This is a genomic window from Micromonospora sp. NPDC002389, from assembly GCF_040296095.1.
Classification (GTDB): Bacteria; Actinomycetota; Actinomycetes; order Mycobacteriales; family Micromonosporaceae; genus Micromonospora.
Map to the genome: position 1 here is coordinate 31857 of NZ_JBEOWP010000003.1, position 15887 is coordinate 47743.

15 protein-coding genes are annotated in these 15887 nt (G+C 72.0%); 14 read left to right on the plus strand and 1 reads right to left on the minus strand.

Annotated features, from left to right (window positions below; translation table 11 throughout):
- Positions 1-68: 68 nt before the first annotated feature.
- Positions 69-1289 carry a D-alanyl-D-alanine carboxypeptidase family protein gene (locus ABT008_RS06295; RefSeq protein WP_350694149.1) on the plus strand — a complete coding sequence of 407 codons (1221 nt, stop codon included), beginning with the start codon at positions 69-71 and terminating at the stop codon, positions 1287-1289.
- Positions 1290-1305: 16 nt separating this feature from the next.
- Positions 1306-2145, plus strand: a complete 840-nt coding sequence (locus tag ABT008_RS06300; RefSeq protein ID WP_350694150.1) for a M15 family metallopeptidase — start codon at positions 1306-1308, stop codon at positions 2143-2145.
- On the opposite strand, the gene ABT008_RS06305 is transcribed toward ABT008_RS06300, so the two are convergent.
- Entirely contained in the window at positions 2123-2944 is an 822-nt protein-coding gene (locus ABT008_RS06305; RefSeq protein WP_350694152.1) for a helix-turn-helix domain-containing protein, read from the minus strand. The genes ABT008_RS06300 and ABT008_RS06305 overlap by 23 nt on opposite strands.
- A 132-nt stretch (positions 2945-3076) precedes the next feature.
- Here ABT008_RS06305 and ABT008_RS06310 point away from each other — a divergent pair, with 132 nt between their 5' ends.
- From ABT008_RS06310 to ABT008_RS06365, 12 genes are all read left to right on the plus strand, one after another.
- Positions 3077-3445: a nuclear transport factor 2 family protein gene (locus ABT008_RS06310; protein ID WP_350694154.1), complete on the plus strand. Its 369-nt coding sequence runs from the start codon at positions 3077-3079 to the stop codon at positions 3443-3445.
- A gap of 208 nt (positions 3446-3653) precedes the next feature.
- Positions 3654-4583 carry an ion transporter gene (locus ABT008_RS06315; protein ID WP_350694156.1) on the plus strand — a complete coding sequence of 310 codons (930 nt, stop codon included), beginning with the start codon at positions 3654-3656 and terminating at the stop codon, positions 4581-4583.
- Between the two features lie 202 nt (positions 4584-4785).
- A complete protein-coding gene (locus ABT008_RS06320) occupies positions 4786-7608 on the plus strand; it encodes a Na+/H+ antiporter subunit A (protein ID WP_350694158.1) in 2823 nt (940 codons plus the stop codon).
- Positions 7605-8078 (plus strand): Na(+)/H(+) antiporter subunit C, encoded by a 474-nt coding sequence (locus ABT008_RS06325; protein WP_350694160.1) that lies wholly within the window; start codon positions 7605-7607, stop codon positions 8076-8078. The genes ABT008_RS06320 and ABT008_RS06325 overlap by 4 nt, the downstream gene beginning before the upstream one ends.
- Positions 8075-9649, plus strand: coding sequence for a Na+/H+ antiporter subunit D (locus ABT008_RS06330; protein WP_350694161.1), 1575 nt, complete (start codon positions 8075-8077; stop codon positions 9647-9649). The genes ABT008_RS06325 and ABT008_RS06330 overlap by 4 nt, the downstream gene beginning before the upstream one ends.
- Complete coding sequence (locus ABT008_RS06335) at positions 9646-10275, plus strand: Na+/H+ antiporter subunit E (RefSeq protein ID WP_350694163.1); 630 nt, start codon at positions 9646-9648, stop codon at positions 10273-10275. Before ABT008_RS06330 ends, ABT008_RS06335 begins: the two co-directional genes overlap by 4 nt.
- On the plus strand, positions 10272-10535 hold the full coding sequence (locus tag ABT008_RS06340) for a monovalent cation/H+ antiporter complex subunit F (protein ID WP_350694164.1): 264 nt from the start codon (positions 10272-10274) through the stop codon (positions 10533-10535). Before ABT008_RS06335 ends, ABT008_RS06340 begins: the two co-directional genes overlap by 4 nt.
- Positions 10532-10909, plus strand: coding sequence for a monovalent cation/H(+) antiporter subunit G (mnhG, locus tag ABT008_RS06345; protein WP_350694166.1), 378 nt, complete (start codon positions 10532-10534; stop codon positions 10907-10909). Before ABT008_RS06340 ends, mnhG begins: the two co-directional genes overlap by 4 nt.
- A 400-nt stretch (positions 10910-11309) precedes the next feature.
- Positions 11310-12509 (plus strand): RtcB family protein, encoded by a 1200-nt coding sequence (locus ABT008_RS06350; RefSeq protein ID WP_350694168.1) that lies wholly within the window; start codon positions 11310-11312, stop codon positions 12507-12509.
- 124 nt (positions 12510-12633) lie between these two features.
- Positions 12634-13860 (plus strand): glycosyltransferase 87 family protein, encoded by a 1227-nt coding sequence (locus ABT008_RS06355; protein WP_502890360.1) that lies wholly within the window; start codon positions 12634-12636, stop codon positions 13858-13860.
- Positions 13857-14882 carry a glycosyltransferase family 2 protein gene (locus ABT008_RS06360; RefSeq protein ID WP_350694170.1) on the plus strand — a complete coding sequence of 342 codons (1026 nt, stop codon included), beginning with the start codon at positions 13857-13859 and terminating at the stop codon, positions 14880-14882. Before ABT008_RS06355 ends, ABT008_RS06360 begins: the two co-directional genes overlap by 4 nt.
- Positions 14879-15874 carry a lysylphosphatidylglycerol synthase domain-containing protein gene (locus ABT008_RS06365; protein ID WP_350694172.1) on the plus strand — a complete coding sequence of 332 codons (996 nt, stop codon included), beginning with the start codon at positions 14879-14881 and terminating at the stop codon, positions 15872-15874. The genes ABT008_RS06360 and ABT008_RS06365 overlap by 4 nt, the downstream gene beginning before the upstream one ends.
- Positions 15875-15887: the final 13 nt, after the last annotated feature.

Here is a 15887-nt window from a genome sequence, read left to right on the forward strand (position 1 = left end):
GCGCCGGTGGCGTGCTCGATGGTCGATTTGCCGGACCAGTCGGTAATCACCCGATAGTGTCGCTGAATGTGAGAGTCCGAGCCCTTGCCGTCGCGGTGGCGACGGCGCTCATGACCACACCGCTGCCGGCGACCGCTGCCGTGGCGGCACCGGTTCCGTGCCCACGTCCGGCACCGCCGGCTCCCGGGCCGTCGAGTCCGGTCACGCCGTCACCGGACCCGGTGCAGCGGGCGGTGGGCGGCGCGCGGCTGGCCACCCAGGGCCTGGTCGTCCCCTCGGCGGTGCCCCGACCGCCGCAGGTGGCCGCCACCTCGTGGCTGGTGGCCGATCTGGACACCGGCGCGGTGCTGGGCGGCTGCGGCCCGCACGAGTACGCCACCCCGGCCAGCGTGCAGAAGCTGCTGCTCGCCGCCACCATGCTGCCCCGACTGGACCCGTACGACATGGTCACCGTCACCGCCGGTGACCTCGACATCGAACCCGGCAGTTCGGCCGTGGGGCTGGTGGAGGGTGGCCGGTACCGGGTGGAGACGCTCTGGCTCGGGCTGCTGCTGCGCTCCGGCAACGAGGTGGCGAACGCGCTGGCCCGGGCAGGTGGCGGGCCGGACGGTGTGGCGGGTGGGCTCCGCGCGATGAACGAGCAGGCCCGGGCCCTCGGCGCGTACCAGACACACGCGGCGACCCCGTCCGGCCTGGACGGTCCGGGGCAGTTCACCAGCGCGTACGACCTGGCGTTGATCGCCCGAGCATGCTTCGCCGACGAGCACTTCCGCCGGTACGCGACCACCCGGGAGGCGACCGTCCCGCCCCAGCCGAGGCAGGGCGCGAAGGGCTTCACCATCGACAACGACAACCAACTGCTCTACCACTACCCGGGTGCGCTGGGCGGCAAGACCGGCTACACCGACCTGGCTCGGCACACCTACGTGGGCGCGGCCGAGCGGAACGGGCGTCGGCTGGTGGTCACCCTGCTCGGCGCGGACGTCGTCGACAAGCGGGGCTGGGAACAGGGTGCCGCGCTGCTCGACTGGGGTTTCGCACTGCCCCGGGACGCCTCGGTCGGGGTGCTGGTGAGTCCGGGCACCGCCACGTCCGCCGTACCGTCGGCCTCGGTGCCGCCGCAGGCGCTGCCGGGTGGGGCCGCCGGTGAGCCCACATCGCGTACCCTCGGCGCTCCACTGCGGTGGACCTCGCTGGCCGTACTCGCCGTCGGCGTGACGCTGCTGGCCGGCGGGCTGGTCACCCGGCACCGCCGCCGGGCAGCCCACCGTGGCCGCCCGGCCCGCTGAGCCGTCCTGAGCGGTCGTGACGGGGACGGTGTCGGCCCGCCTCACCCGGCGCGGTCGGTGGGCGGTCGGCCTGGGGGCGGCGGTCCTGGCCGCCGGGGTGGCCGGGTGCGGGCGGGACACGCCGCCGCCCGAACCGTCGCCGCCGCCGGTGTCGGCACCGGCGCGGCCGGGTCTGGTGGTGCTCTCCGACGTGGACGGGCGCATCCTCACCGACATCCGGTACGCCACCGCGCACAACTTCGTCGGCCGTCCCGTCGACGGCTACCAGGAGCCGCTCTGCCTGCTCACCGCACCGGCCGCGCAGGCGCTGCGCCGGGTGCAGGACGCCGCCCTGGCCACCGGTCACCGACTCAAGGTGTACGACTGCTACCGCCCGCAGCGCGCCGTGGACGACTTCGTCGCCTGGGGCGCCGACCTGGGGCGGCAGGAGACCAAGGCGGAGTTCTATCCCCGGGTGCCCAAGTCCGCGCTGTTCGACCGGGGCTACCTCGGTGCGCCCACGTCGCACAGCCGGGGCAGCACGGTCGACCTGACGCTGGTCGCTCAGCCGCCGCCCGAGCAACCCAGGCACGTGCCGGGTCAGCCCTCGGCCGCCTGCACCGACCCGTACGGCCGGCGCTTCCCGGACACGAGCGTGGACATGGGGACCGGGTTCGATTGCTTCGACCCGCTCTCGCACACCGACTCGACAGCGGTCGGCGTCACCGCGCGGGCGAACCGGCAGTTGTTGCGGGACCTGATGACCGCCGGGGGCTTCGTCGGCTACGACCGGGAGTGGTGGCACTTCCGCTACCGCGACGAGCCCTGGCCGGACACCTACTTCGACCTGCCGGTCACCCGCTCCTCGGCGGGCTGACCGGGGCGAGGTCGCGCAGCGTCTCGGCGGTCGCCGGGTCGGCGGGGAAGAACGCCTCCACGGCCAGCCCGGAGACCGTCACGTCCAACGGCGTGCCGAAGAGCGTGGTGGTGCTGAAGAAGGACAGCTCACCGTCGCCGTGCTGGAACCGCAGCGGGACGGCGACCCGCGCGGCGAGGTCACCGGCCGCCTCGGCGGAACCGTCGCCGCCGGGATAGCCGCGAAGCTCGTCGTGCAGCGCGGACAGCACTGGGTCGCTGGTCGTCTGGGCCTGGTGGCGCAGCCGCTTGAGCAGGTGGGCGCGCCACTGCGCCAGGTTGCGGATGCGCGGTGCCATTCCGTCGGGGTGCAGGCTGAGCCGCAGCACGTTGACCGGCGGGGTGAGCAGGTCGGGGTGGGCGTCGGCGGTGAACAGGGCGACCGTGGGATTGGCCTCGAGGAGCTGCCAGTGCCGGTCGACGAGCACGGCCGGGTACGGGTGGTGCCCGTCGAGGATCCGGCGCACGGCGGCGCGGACCGGCGCCAGTTCCGGGTCGGCCAGTTCGTGCGCGGGGAAGGCGGGCGCGTACCCGCCGGCCAGCAGCATCACGTTGCGGGCGGCCAGCGGCACGTCGAGTTGTTCGCCAAGCCGCATGAGCAGCTCCCGGCTCGGCCGTGACCGACCGGTCTCCACGAAGCTCAGGTGCCGGGTCGACACCCCCGCCTCGATCGACAGGTCGAGCTGGCTCATCCCGCGCACCCGCCGCCAGTCACGCAGCAGGGTGCCGACCGGACTACTCGGCGAGGTCACAGTGGTCACCACACCGACCCTAGTGACCGTCGGGTGCACGAACCATTACCCACGAGGTAATCGACACCGTGCACGGCGGCCGGGAAACATCGGTCCCGGCACCGAGAGTCGGGCCGTGTGTGTGGCGACGAGGAGACGGGGATGGCTGTCGAGTACGACGAGTTGGTCGAGCGGTATCTGGCGATCTGGAACGAGACCGACCCGGCGCGGCGACGCCGGGAGATCGACGACCTGTTCGCCGCCGAGGGGCGTTACGTCGACCCGCTGGTGGTCGCGGAGGGGCGCGACGCCGTCGACGCGACGATCGCCGCGGTGCAGGACCGTTTCCCCGGGATGACGTTCCGCACGGTGGGTCCGGTCGACGGCCACCACCAGCAGGTCCGCTTCGCCTGGGAACTCGGCCCCGAGGGTGTCGAGGCGCCGATCGCCGGTTTCGACGTGGCGACCGTCGACGACGACGGACGACTGACCCAGGTGCTGGGGTTCCTGGACCGGGTTCCGGTGGCGTAGTCCGACGGCACCGCCATCGGTCCGGAGTGGACGGGGGATGTCGCACCGGCGGGGCACGCCGGTGCGACATCGCGCTCCGCAAAGGTGGGATCGTCGGCCCCTCGGCGTCCCGTACGCTGTGGGCCATGACTGCCGTACGTCGATGTCGCCGTGACGCACGGTGGCCGGCCTCGCCGGTCCCAGACCTCCCGTCGAGGTCGGTTGCGAGGTGACTGTCACGCGTGTGCCGGTCCAGCGAGGTGGACCGGCGGACTCGCCGCCCGAGTCCCGGCTCGCCCGTGCCTGCGCCGAGATCGCCGCCTCGCGGTCGTTCGAGGTCACCATCGTCGCGGTGATCCTCGCCAACGGGGTGGTGCTCGGCCTGGAGACGTACCCCAACCTCGGCACGGCGGGCACCGCGCTGCACGGCGTCGAGTGGTTCTTCCGGACGGTCTTCGTGGTCGAGATCGCCATCCGGCTGCTGGCCTACGGTCGCCGTCCACAGGACTTCTTCCGGCACGGCTGGAACGTCTTCGACTTCCTGGTGATCGCGGCGATCTTCGTCCCGGGCCTGCACGGCGACTCGGCACTGCTGCGGGTCGTCCGGGTGTTGCGGATGGTACGGCTGGTGCGGTTCTCGCCCGGTCTGCGCATGATCGTCGCGGCGTTGTGGCGCAGTCTGCCCGGTATCGGCGGGTTCCTCGCGCTGGCGATGGTGACGCTCTACGTCTACGGCATGGCCGGTTGGTTGATCTTCAAGGACGTCTACCCGGAGGAATACGGGGACATCGGGCGGTCGTTGTTGACACTGTTCGTGCTGCTCTCGCTGGAGACCCTGCCGGACCTGATCGAGCAGGGCATGGAGTTCTCGCCGTGGACCGTGCTCTACTACGTGAGCTTCGTGGTGATCACCGTCAACCTGCTGCTCAACATCCTGATCGCGGTCTTCGTCAACTCGATGGAGGAGGCCCGGCGGTTGGAGATGACCGAGGGGCTCGCGCCCGGCTACGACCAGGACGGTGACGGGGTGCCCGACGAGCTGGACCGGATCGCGATCAGCCAGCGTCTCGACGACCTGCGCACGCTCATCGTCGAGTTGGAACGAGAACTTCGTATCGACCGCGACGACGGACGACTCCGACGTGCGGGACGAGACTGAACGTCCGTTAAGGTGAGAGCGGATCTCCTGGTGGGCGGCGGGTTTCGGGCGTGGGTCCGGTTGTGAACCGCACGTGAACTCGCACACGAGCCAGGGCGGTCTGTCAGGGTGACACACCTTTGATCCGGATCACGGCAGATGCGGATTGCGGTCCTTACCGGATAGGGTCGTCACACCGACGAATGATCTCTGGGGAGGGTGTGTGCTGGTACTGGTGGCGGTCCATGCGCTGACAGCCGTGATCGCCCCGGCGCTGGTGCGGACCTGGGGACGGCACGCCCTCTACCTGGTGGCACTGGTGCCTGGCGCGACGCTGGTGTGGGCGTTGACTCACACGAGCGGGGTCCGCTCCGGTGAGCCGGTGGTGGAGACCGTCTCCTGGGTACCGCAGTTGGGGCTGGAACTCGCGCTACGGATGGGCACACTGTCCTGGCTGATGGTCGTCCTGGTCGGCGGGGTGGGCGCGTTGGTGCTGGCGTACAGCGCCCGCTACTTCCGCTCCGACGACCCCAGCCTGGGACGGTTCGCCGCCGTGTTCGTCGCCTTCGCCGGCGCGATGCTCGGCCTGGTCGTCTCCGACGACCTGCTGCTGCTCTACGTGTTCTGGGAGCTGACCACGGTCTTCTCCTACCTGCTGATCGGCTACGACCCCGCCAAGCGGGCCAGTCGACGGGCGGCCATGCAGGCCCTGCTGGTCACGACGCTGGGCGGCCTGGCGATGCTCGCCGGCTTCGTCATGCTCGGCCAGCACGCCGGCACCTACCGCTGGTCCGAGATCGCCGAGAACCTGCCCGGCGGCGGTTACCTCGCGGTGGCCATGGTGCTGGTCCTGCTGGGCGCGCTGAGCAAGTCCGCGATCTTCCCCTTCAGCTTCTGGTTGCCCGGTGCGATGGCGGCTCCGACGCCGGTCAGCGCCTACCTGCACGCCGCGGCGATGGTCAAGGCCGGCGTCTTCCTGGTCGCCCTGATGGGCCCGGCGGTCGCCGAGGCCGGACCGTGGCGCCCGGTGCTCCTGGTGGCCGGTCTGCTCACGATGTTCTTCGGCGGCTGGGCCGCGTTGCGCCAGGTCGACCTCAAGCTGCTGCTTGCCTACGGCACGGTCAGCCAGCTCGGCCTGCTGATGGTGATCCTCGGTGGCGGCACCCGGGACACCGCGCTGGCCGGCGTGGCGATGGTGCTGGCCCACGCCCTGTTCAAAGCGACCCTGTTCCTCACCGTCGGGGTGGTCGACCACATCACCGGCACCCGTGACCTGCGTGAACTCAGCGGTCTCCGGCGTCGCGCACCCGCCCTGGCCGTGGTCGCCGGTCTCGCCGCCGCGTCGATGGCCGGCCTGCCGCCGATGGCCGGGTTCGTGGCCAAGGAGGCGGCGGTCGAGGCGCTGCTGCACGGCGGCACCGCCAACCTGGTCGTGCTCGCCGGAGTGATCCTCGGCTCGGTGCTGACCGTGGCGTACACCCTGCGGTTCATGTGGGGCGCCTTCGCCGACAAGCCCGACACCCCGGCCACCGAGTCCACGCCGGTGTCCTGGTCCCTGCTCGCCCCGGCCGCGGTGCTGGCGGCCGCCGGTGTCACCGTCGGCCTGTTCGCCCCGGCGGTGGACCGCCTGCTCGCCCCGTACGCCGACCTCTACCGCTCCGCCGAGCCCGGCTACCACCTCGCGCTCTGGCACGGCCTGACGCCGGCGCTGGGCCTGTCGGTGCTGGCCATCGCCGTCGGTGCCGGCCTGTTCCACCTGATGCGGCGCGAACGGGTACGCGCGACGCTGCGCCTGCCGTTCGACGGCGGCACCGCCTACAAGAAGGCCATCAGCGGCATCGACCGCCTGGCGGTCGAGCTGACCGGTGCCACCCAGCGTGGTTCGCTGCCGTTCTATCTCGGCGTCATCCTGGTGGTGCTGGTCGTCCTGCCCGGCGGCACCCTGATCGCCGGCAGCCCCTGGCCGCAGCGCTTCCACCTGTGGGACACGCCGTTGCAGGGGGTCGCCGCCGCGGTCGTCGTGGTCGCCGCCGTGATGGCCGCCCGCGCGCTGCGCCGGCTCACCGCGATGATCCTGGTCGGCGTCGCCGGTTACGGCATCGCGCTGCTGTTCGTCCTGCACGGCGCCCCCGACCTGGCGTTGACCCAGTTCCTGGTGGAGACCGTCACCATCGTGATGTTCGTGCTGGTGCTGCGCCGCCTGCCGGTGAAGTTCTCGGAACGGCCGATCCGGGCCAGCCGCCGGGGACGCGTCGCTCTCGGCGTCGCCGTCGGCGCGGTCACCGCCGGCATGGCGTACGTCGCGACCGGCGCCCGCCAGGCCATCCCCATCTCGGTGGACTTCCCCGACGAGGCGGTCTCCTACGGCGGCGGCAAGAACGTGGTCAACGTGACGCTTGTCGACATCCGGGCCTGGGACACCATGGGCGAGATCGCGGTGTTGGTGGTGGCCGCCACCGGTGTGGCCAGCCTGATCTTCCGCCACGCCCGTGACCTGGACCGGCGCGGCGAGATCCCCGGCGGCAACCCGACCGAGTCGACCCGACCCCGCTGGCTGACCACCGGCGCCACCGCGCGTGCCCAGTCGGTCATCCTCCAGGTGGTCACCCGACTGCTGTTCCACGCCATCCTGCTGTTCGCCATCTACCTGCTGTTCAGCGGCCACAACGCCCCGGGCGGCGGGTTCGCCGCCGGTCTGGTCGCCGGCCTCGCCCTGGCCGTGCGCTACCTGGCCGGTGGGCGTACCGAGCTCAACGGCGCGGCACCGGTCGACGCCGGCGCGGTCCTCGGCGCCGGACTCTTCGTCGCGGTCGGCACAGGTGTGGCCGCGATGCTGCTCGGCGGCGAGTTCCTCCAGACCGCCCTGCTCGACTTCCACCTGCCGGTGCTGGGGCACATCCACTTCGTCACCTCGGCCTTCTTCGACGTCGGTGTCTTCCTGATCGTCGTCGGGCTGGTGCTGGACATCCTGCGCAGCCTGGGTGCCGAGATGGACCGCCAACACGAGACCGAGGACGCCGAGATCCGCGAGAAGGAGCTGGTGTGACACCCAACCTCACCTACGTCATCGTGGTGGGCGTCCTCGTCGCCGCGGGCGTGACGTTGCTGCTGGAGCGCAGCCTGACCCGGGTGCTGATGGGCGTCATCCTGCTCGGCAACGGCGCCAACATGCTGCTGCTCACCGGCGGGCGCTCCGGCACGCCGCCGATCGTCGGGGACGGCCCGCAGGAGGAGATGAGCGATCCACTGCCGCAGGCGATGATCCTCACCGCCATCGTCATCACCCTGGGCATGACCGCCTTCCTGCTCGCCCTGGCCTACCGGAGCTGGCACCTCAACGGGCACGACGAGGTGCAGGACGACGTCGAGGACCGCCGGATCATGGATCTCGCGGAACGCGACGAGGGGCCGGGCGACGCCGACGCCGGCACCGGTGACGACGACGATGACGACGACGCGAACACCGACACAGAGCGGTCCCGGACCGCCTCGGTCGACGCGGGGAGGGCCGGATGACCTACCTCGTTCCGCTGCCGGTGGTGATGCCGCTGCTCGGCGCGGCAATCACGCTGCTGCTGCTGGGCCGTCCGCGCGCCCAGCGGTGGGTCAGCCTCACCGTGCTCACCGCCACCGTCGCGGTCGCCGCGATGCTGCTGGTGCGTTCCAGCATCGACGGTCCGCTCGTGGTGGAGGTGGGCGGCTGGGTCGCCCCGCTGGGCATCGTGCTGGTCGCCGACCAGCTCGCCGCGCTCATGCTGGTGGTCTCCGCGTCGGTCACCCTCTGCGTGCTGGTCTACTCCATCGGGCAGGGTATGGCCGACGGCAACGAGGAGACGCCGCTGTCGGTCTACCACCCGACCTATCTGGTGCTGACCGCCGGTGTGTGCAACGCGTTCCTCTCCGGCGACCTGTTCAACCTCTACGTCGGCTTCGAGATCCTGCTGGTCGCCAGCTACGTGCTGCTGACCCTGGGCAGCACCGAGACCCGGATCCGGGCCGGCACCACGTACGTCGTGGTCAGCCTGCTCTCCTCGGTGATCTTCCTGGTCGCCATCGGCCTGGTGTACTCCTCGACCGGGACGCTCAACCTGGCCCAGCTCGTCGACCGGCTGGACGCCCTGCCCGACGACATGCGCCTGGTGTTGCAGGGCATGCTGTTGCTCGCCTTCGGCATCAAGGCGGCGGTGTTCCCGCTGTCGGCCTGGCTGCCGGACAGCTATCCCACCGCACCGGCCCCGGTCACCGCGGTCTTCGCGGGCCTGCTCACCAAGGTCGGTGTGTACGCCATCATCCGGACCGAGACACTGCTGTTCCCCGGTGGCCGTACGTCCACCCTGCTCCTGGTGATAGCGGTGTTGACCATGCTGGTCGGCATCCTCGGTGCGGTGGCCCAGTCCGACATCAAGCGGTTGTTGTCGTTCACCCTGATCAGCCACATCGGGTACATGCTGTTCGGCGTGGGGCTCACCTCGTCGCTCGGCCTGTCTGCGGCGATCTTCTACGTGGTGCACCACATCACCATCCAGACGACCCTGTTCCTCGCCGCCGGCCTCGTCGAACGCCGCGGCGGCAGCACCGCCATGGACCGCCTCGGCGGCCTGGCACGGCTGTCGCCGGTGTTGGCCATCCTCTTCTTCGTGCCCGCGTTGAATCTCGCCGGCATCCCACCGTTCTCCGGGTTCCTCGGCAAGGTCGGCCTGGTCCAGGCGGGTATCGCCGACGGCGGGGTGCTGGCCTGGATCCTGGTCGCCGGTGGCCTGGTGACCAGCCTGCTCACCCTCTATGCGGTGGCTCGGGTGTGGAACCTCGCGTTCTGGCGGGCGCCGCACCCGGACATGCCGGACTCCGGTGACTCCGACCGGGCCTCCCGCACCGAGGGTGCGGTCCAGCCGCAGGTGAGCACCACCGGCCAGAGCGGCGCCGTGCTGCCCGGCCTGATGATCGCGCCGACCGTCGCCCTGGTGGCGCTCGGGCTGGCGCTGACCGTGGTGGCGGGTCCGCTCTTCGACATCAGCACCGACGCCGCCGACGACCTGCTGCGGCGGACACCCTACGTCGAGGCCGTCTTCCCAGGGGGTACGCCGTGAGCCCCGACCAGATGACCCCAGCCCCGCCGACCGACTCGCCGAACCCACCACTGACCCGGGCGGCGCGACGCCGTAACCGCATCGTCGCGGTGACCGTGCTGGTCGTCGTCTGGGTGCTCCTCTGGGGCACCTTCTCCTGGGCCAACATCATCAGCGGGCTGGTGGTGGCCGCGATCCTCATCGCGGTCTTCCCGCTGCCGCCGGTGACCTTCGCCGGTCGACTCCACCCGTTGGGGATGCTGCGGTTCTGGGCACGTTTCCTCTACGACCTGGTGGTCGCCTCCGTCCAGATCGCCTGGCTGGCGTTCCGGCCCGGGCACGTCCCGCGCAGCGCCATCATCGCGGTGCAGCTCCGGGTGAACACCGACCTCAACCTCACCCTCACCGCCGAGGCGTTGTCGCTGGTGCCGGGGAGCCTGATCCTGGAGGCCGACCGGAACACCGGCACCCTGTTCGTCCACGTCATCAACGTGAACAGCATCGACGAGGTGGAACAGTTCCGGCGCGAGGTGCTGGCCCTCGAGGCCCGCATCATCGAGGCCATCGGCTCCGCCGACGAGCTGCGCCGCGTCCGCCAGAACCCCGACCCGACCCCACCGGCCGACCTGGAAGGGGCCGCGACATGACCGTCGTCGCCGTGACCGTCACCGTGCTGCTCGCGGTGGCGGGCGGACTCACCCTGATCCGCATCATCCGGGGCCCGTCGATCCTCGACCGGGCCGTGGCCACCGACGTCCTGCTGGCCATCATCGTGACCGCGATCGCCGCCGAGGCCGCCTACAGCCGGGACGCCACCGCACTGCCGGTGCTGGTGGTCCTCGCCGTCCTCGGCTTCGTCGGGTCGGTCAGCGTCGCCCGATTCGCCGCGCGGAGAAACACCAAATGAGCCTGGACGCCATCCTCGACATCGTCGCCGCCGTCTGCCTGATCAGCGGCGCGCTGCTCAGCCTCGCCGCCGGGGTGGCGCTGGTGCGCTTCCCGGACCTGCTCACCCGGATGCACGCCGCCGCCAAGCCGCAGGTCCTCGGGTTGCTGTTGGTGCTGGTCGGCTGCGCGCTGCGGCTGCGTACCGGGGTGGACATCACCACCCTGGTGCTGGTGGGTGTCTTCCAGTTGGCCACTGCGCCGGTGGCGGCGCACATGGTCGGCCGGGCAGCGTACCCGCACGACGAGATCCGTGCCGATCTGCTGCTCACCGACGAACTCGCCGCCCACCTGGACCGGGTCGGCGGCGACCAGGGCGAAGGTGCCCGCGTCTGAGCCCTGGCTCAATATCGTTTGCGGCCCACCGGCGGTCGTCCCTACTCTTCTCGGCATCAGGTCACATCGGACCGGAGTCGAGAGGAGTACGCCGTGTCGACGCACGTCAGAACGCAGGACGGTTGGCCGACTCGGGGTGAACCCTGTCGGTCCGGGAATTCGGCGGCGCTGAGCGGCGCCCGCCTCCGTCCGCCTCGACGACCGGCGCGCCACCGCTAGCGCGTCCGCCCGTTCGTCGAGGCCGCCCACCCGTCGCGGGTCCGGGCGGCCTCGTCCTGTCCACCTACTTTTCCACTCGTCGCACCGGTGCCGGACGGCACCGGTCGCGCACCCCTGCCCGGCGTCGGCGCCGACAGGGCCGTGCCCGGACGAGGAGGCCCACACACTTCGGGGGTACGCCATGGGATTCAGTCTGCTCGCGGGAACGCGGGCGCCGGTACGGGTGTGGACCGACCCGTACGCCATCGAGCCGCAGGCCGCGCGGCAGCTTCGCAACATCGGGGCGCTGCCGTGGGTGCAGGGCGTCGCGGTGATGCCGGACGTGCACTTCGGCAAGGGCGCCACGGTCGGGTCGGTCATCGCCATGCGGCAGGCCGTGTCGCCGGCCGCGGTCGGCGTCGACATCGGCTGCGGCATGTCGGCGGTCCGCACCTCGCTGACCGCCGCGGACCTGCCCGACGATCTGGCCGGGCTGCGTCGGGCCATCGAGGACGCCGTCCCGGTCGGCTTCGCCAAGCACGACGACCCGGTGGATCCGCGCCGGGTCCGGGGCCTGGAACAGCGCGGCTGGGACGACTTCTGGCGGGGCTTCGCCGGCCTGGACCGGCGGGTGCAGCAGTTGGAGTCACGGGCCCGGCGGCAGTTGGGCACGCTCGGCGGCGGCAACCACTTCATCGAGGTCTGCCTGGAGCAGGGCGGGACGGAGCCGGGTCGGGTCTGGCTGATGCTGCACTCCGGCTCCCGCAACATCGGCAAGGAACTGGCCGAACGGCACATCGCGGTGGCCCGCCGGCTGCCGCACAACGCCGACCTGCCCGACCGGGACCTGGCGGTGTTCCTCTCCGGCACGCCGGAGATGGACGCGTACCGCCGGGACCTGTGGTGGGCGCAGGAGTACGCACGGCGCAACCGGGCCGTGATGCTCGCCGTGTTGATGAACCTGATGCGGGACCGGTTCCCGCAGGTCGGCTACGACGAGCCGATCAGCTGCCACCACAACTACGTGGCCGAGGAGCACTACGAGGGGGTGGACGTGTTGGTGACGCGGAAGGGCGCGATCCGGGCGGGACTGGGCGAGCTGGGCATCATCCCCGGCTCGATGGGCACCGGTTCGTACATCGTCCGGGGCGGAGGGAACGACTGGGGGTACTGCTCGGCCTCGCACGGCGCGGGACGGCGGATGTCCCGGGCACAGGCGAAGCGGACGTTCAGCACGGCCGACCTGGCGGCACAGACGGCGGGGGTGGAGTGCCGTAAGGACGCCGGGGTGGTCGACGAGATCCCCGGCGCGTACAAGGACATCACCGAGGTGATGGCACAGCAGAAGGACCTGGTCGAGGTGGTCGCCCACCTCAAGCAGGTGGTCTGCGTCAAGGGATGAGGACGCCGGCCGGCGTCCGCGGGGGCGGACGCCGGCCGGCACCGTCGGTAATCCAGATCAGTTACAGAAACCGTTGTCGCATCGATTGTTACCGTCGTCCCGCCGACGCCTGAAGGGGGATGCGGTGACGACCCTCTCGCCGACGACCGACTCCCGGCCGGCGCGCCGACTCGCCACGGTGCTGCCGGCCGCCGCGCTGTCGGTGCTCGCGGTGCTGGTGGCCGCCGCGGCGGTCGTCGTACACCGCAGCACCGGCCGGTTCTGGGGCGACCTCGCCGTCTACCGGGCGGGGGCGGTCGCCGCCGCCGATGGTGACGGCGCCCTCTACGATGTGGTCCACCGGGGTACCGACGGCATCGCGCTGGGCTTCACGTACCCGCCGTTCGCCGCGCTGCTGCTGCAACCGCTGGCGTACCTCGACGCGGCCACCGGGATCGGGCTCTGGACGCTGGCCTCCGTCGCCGCCGTGGCGGCCGTGGTCCGGGCGACGCTGCGCGCCGCCGGATCGGACACCGGCCCCGGACCGGTCCTGCTGGGCACGGTCGCGGTGCTGCCGGTCTTCCCGGTGGCCGGGCACCTCCAGGTCGGCCAGGTGGGCCTGTTCCTGGCACTGCTGGTGCTGCTGGACCTGACCGGCGATCCGGACAGCCGCTGGCGCGGCCTCGGGGTCGGCGTCGCGGCCGGGATCAAACTCACCCCGCTGCTGTTCGTGGTGTATCTGCTCTGCCTGCGTCGCTGGCGGGCCGCCGGGGTGGCGCTGGCCGCGTTCGCCGCCACCGTCGGGCTCGGGCTGGCCTGGCGGCCGGTCGACTCGGTCCGGTTCTTCAGCGGTGGCCTGTTCGACACCGCGCGGGTCACCGGTGATCCCCGGACCGTGTTGAACCAGTCGCTGCACGGCGCGGTGGCCCGGATCGGCGACACCGCCGACGTGCGGGCGGTCTGGCTGCCGCTGGCGGCGCTGACGGCGGTGGCCGGGCTGGTCGTCGCGGTCCGCTGCGTCCGCGCCGGTGACGAACTCCTCGGTGCGCTGGCGGCCGCGACGACCGGCCTGCTCGTCTCCCCGATCTCCTGGCACCACCACTGGGTCTGGTGCGTACCGGCCCTGGTGCTGCTGGTGGTGCGCGGCCGACGCAACCGGTACGCGGTCACGGTCGCGGTGCTGCTCTGGACCGCGCTGGTGGCCAGCGCCGCCTGGACGGTGATCGGGCTGCTCGGCGTCGACCTGCACTTCCACGGCTGGCAACTGCTGCACAGCAACCTGTACGTGCTCGTCGGGTACGCGGCGTTGGGCTGGTTGGCGTGGCGGCCGGACGGTGCCCGGGCCGGCGGCGACGAGAGGTGGGGCCGGTGAGGGTGTCCGTGGTGGTGCCCAACTACAACAAGGAGCGGACCCTCGGCGACTGCCTGTCGGCGGTGTACGCGCAGACCGTGTCGCCGGCCGAGGTGATCGTGGTCGACGACGCCAGCACCGACCGGTCCCGGCGGATCGCCGCGGGGTTCGGCTGCACCGTGCTGGCGCTGCCGGTGAACGGGGGAGTGTCGGCGGCCCGTAACGCCGGTGCCGCCCGGGCCACCGGTGACGTGCTGCTCTTCGTCGACTCGGACGTCGCCCTGGCCCCCGGCACGCTGGCCGCGGCGGTACGCGTACTTCGCGAGCATCCGGACTGCGGCGTGGTGCAGGGCATCTACGACCTGCGTCCGCTCTACGACGACGGGCCGGTCGAGGCGTACAAGACGTTGTTCGAGCACTTCTGGCGACGCCGGGCCACCGGGGTCACGTCCACCACGATGTTCGCGCTGACGGCCGTGCCGACGACGGTCTTCGCGCTGGTCGGGGGCTTCGACGAGCGCCTGCGCGACGCCGAGGACGTGGAGTTCGGCACCCGGTTGCCGGCGCGCTACGAGATCCGGGTCAGTGCCGAGATGGTCGGCCGCCACGACGACGTGGACCGGCTCCGGCCGTACCTGTCGGAGCTGTTCCGCCGCGCGGTGACGTACGCCGACGCGGTCGTCGCCGCCCGCTGGGAGCCGCCGGTCGCCGACGGCCGCCCGCCGCACCGGGTCGACGTCGCGGCGGTGGTCGGCATGGCCGGCACCGGGCTGGCCGTGGCCACCGCGCCGCTGGTCCTGGTGGCGCCCGGGCTGGCGGTGCTGCCGCTGGCCCTGCTGGTGGCCGTCGGGGTGGCCGACCGGGACCTGCTGGCGTTCGCGGCGAGGCACCGGGGTCCCCGGTTCGCGCTCTTCGCCGCCGGGATGCGCCTGCTCACCCACCTGACCGAGTTCGTCGGGATGGGCCTGGGGATCTGCGCCGCGCTGACCCGCCGGGTACGCGCCCGCAACTCCCGCCCGGCCACCGTGGGATCGCGCCGGTGAGCGGCGGCTGGTGGCGGTGGCTCAACCGGGCCTTCACCGTCGCCTTCGTGGTGGCGCTGACCATCGGGCTGGTGCTCTTCGTCCGCTCCCAGGACTGGACGCCGGTGGCGACGCTGGCCGGTCGGCTCGACCCGTGGCGGGTGGGCGCGGCGGTCAGCGCGGCCCTGCTGGTCAACGCCCTCGGGCTGCTGCTGGGAGTGGCGTCCTGGCGGGCCATCTTCGTCGACCTCGGCGCGCCGGTGGACAAGTGGACCGCGTACCGGCTGTTCTTCGTGGGGTTCCTGACCAAGTTCGTGCCCGGCCGGTTCGTCGCCCTCCCGGTGCTGCTGCGGATGGGTCGGGAGATCGAGGTCGGGCCGGTCCGACTGGCCGGGGTGTTCCTGCTGAGCTGGGCGGTGGTGGCGATGACCGGCATGACGCTGGGGGTGGCGGCCGGTCCGGCGGTGCTGTCCGGCGCCACCTGGTGGCTGCTGCTCGCCAGCGTCCCGCTGCTGGTGCTCGTGGTCCGGCCGGATCTGCTCGACACGGCGTTGGTCCTGGTGACCCGGCTGCTGCGGCGTCCGCCGCCGCAGGTGCGCGCCTCCCCGGCGGGCCTGCGGCGGGCCGTCGCCGCGCAGTCGCTGTCCTGGTTCGTCTCCGGGCACCACCTGTGGCTGCTCGCGGTGGCAGCCGGCGCGCCGCCGTTGCGGTCGTACCTGGTCTGCGTGGCCGGGTTCGCCGCCGCGACCGTCGCCGGGCTGGCCGTGGTGGTGGCCCCGGACGGCCTGGGGGTGCGGGAGGCGGTGCTGATGATCGGGCTATCCACCGTGCTGCCGGTGGCCGTGGCCACCCCGGTGGTGCTGGTCAGCCGGTTGGTCTGTGCGCTCAGTGAGGTGGCCGTCGGCGGGGGAGGGCTGCTGCTGGCCCAGTACCTGCACCGGCGCCGGTTGCGGCGCGGCGGGCCGCTGCTCGCCGGACCGGTACCGGTCGAGCGGTCGGCGCCGGTGGGGTGAGCCGTTCGTGTTG

Coding starts and splice junctions, on each gene's coding strand:
- ABT008_RS06350 (WP_350694168.1), top strand. CDS start 11,310: ATGGGATTCAGTCTGCTCGCGGGAACGCGGGCGCCGGTACGGGTGTGG.
- ABT008_RS06310 (WP_350694154.1), top strand. CDS start 3,077: ATGGCTGTCGAGTACGACGAGTTGGTCGAGCGGTATCTGGCGATCTGG.
- ABT008_RS06330 (WP_350694161.1), top strand. CDS start 8,075: ATGACCTACCTCGTTCCGCTGCCGGTGGTGATGCCGCTGCTCGGCGCG.
- mnhG (WP_350694166.1), top strand. CDS start 10,532: ATGAGCCTGGACGCCATCCTCGACATCGTCGCCGCCGTCTGCCTGATC.
- ABT008_RS06340 (WP_350694164.1), top strand. CDS start 10,272: ATGACCGTCGTCGCCGTGACCGTCACCGTGCTGCTCGCGGTGGCGGGC.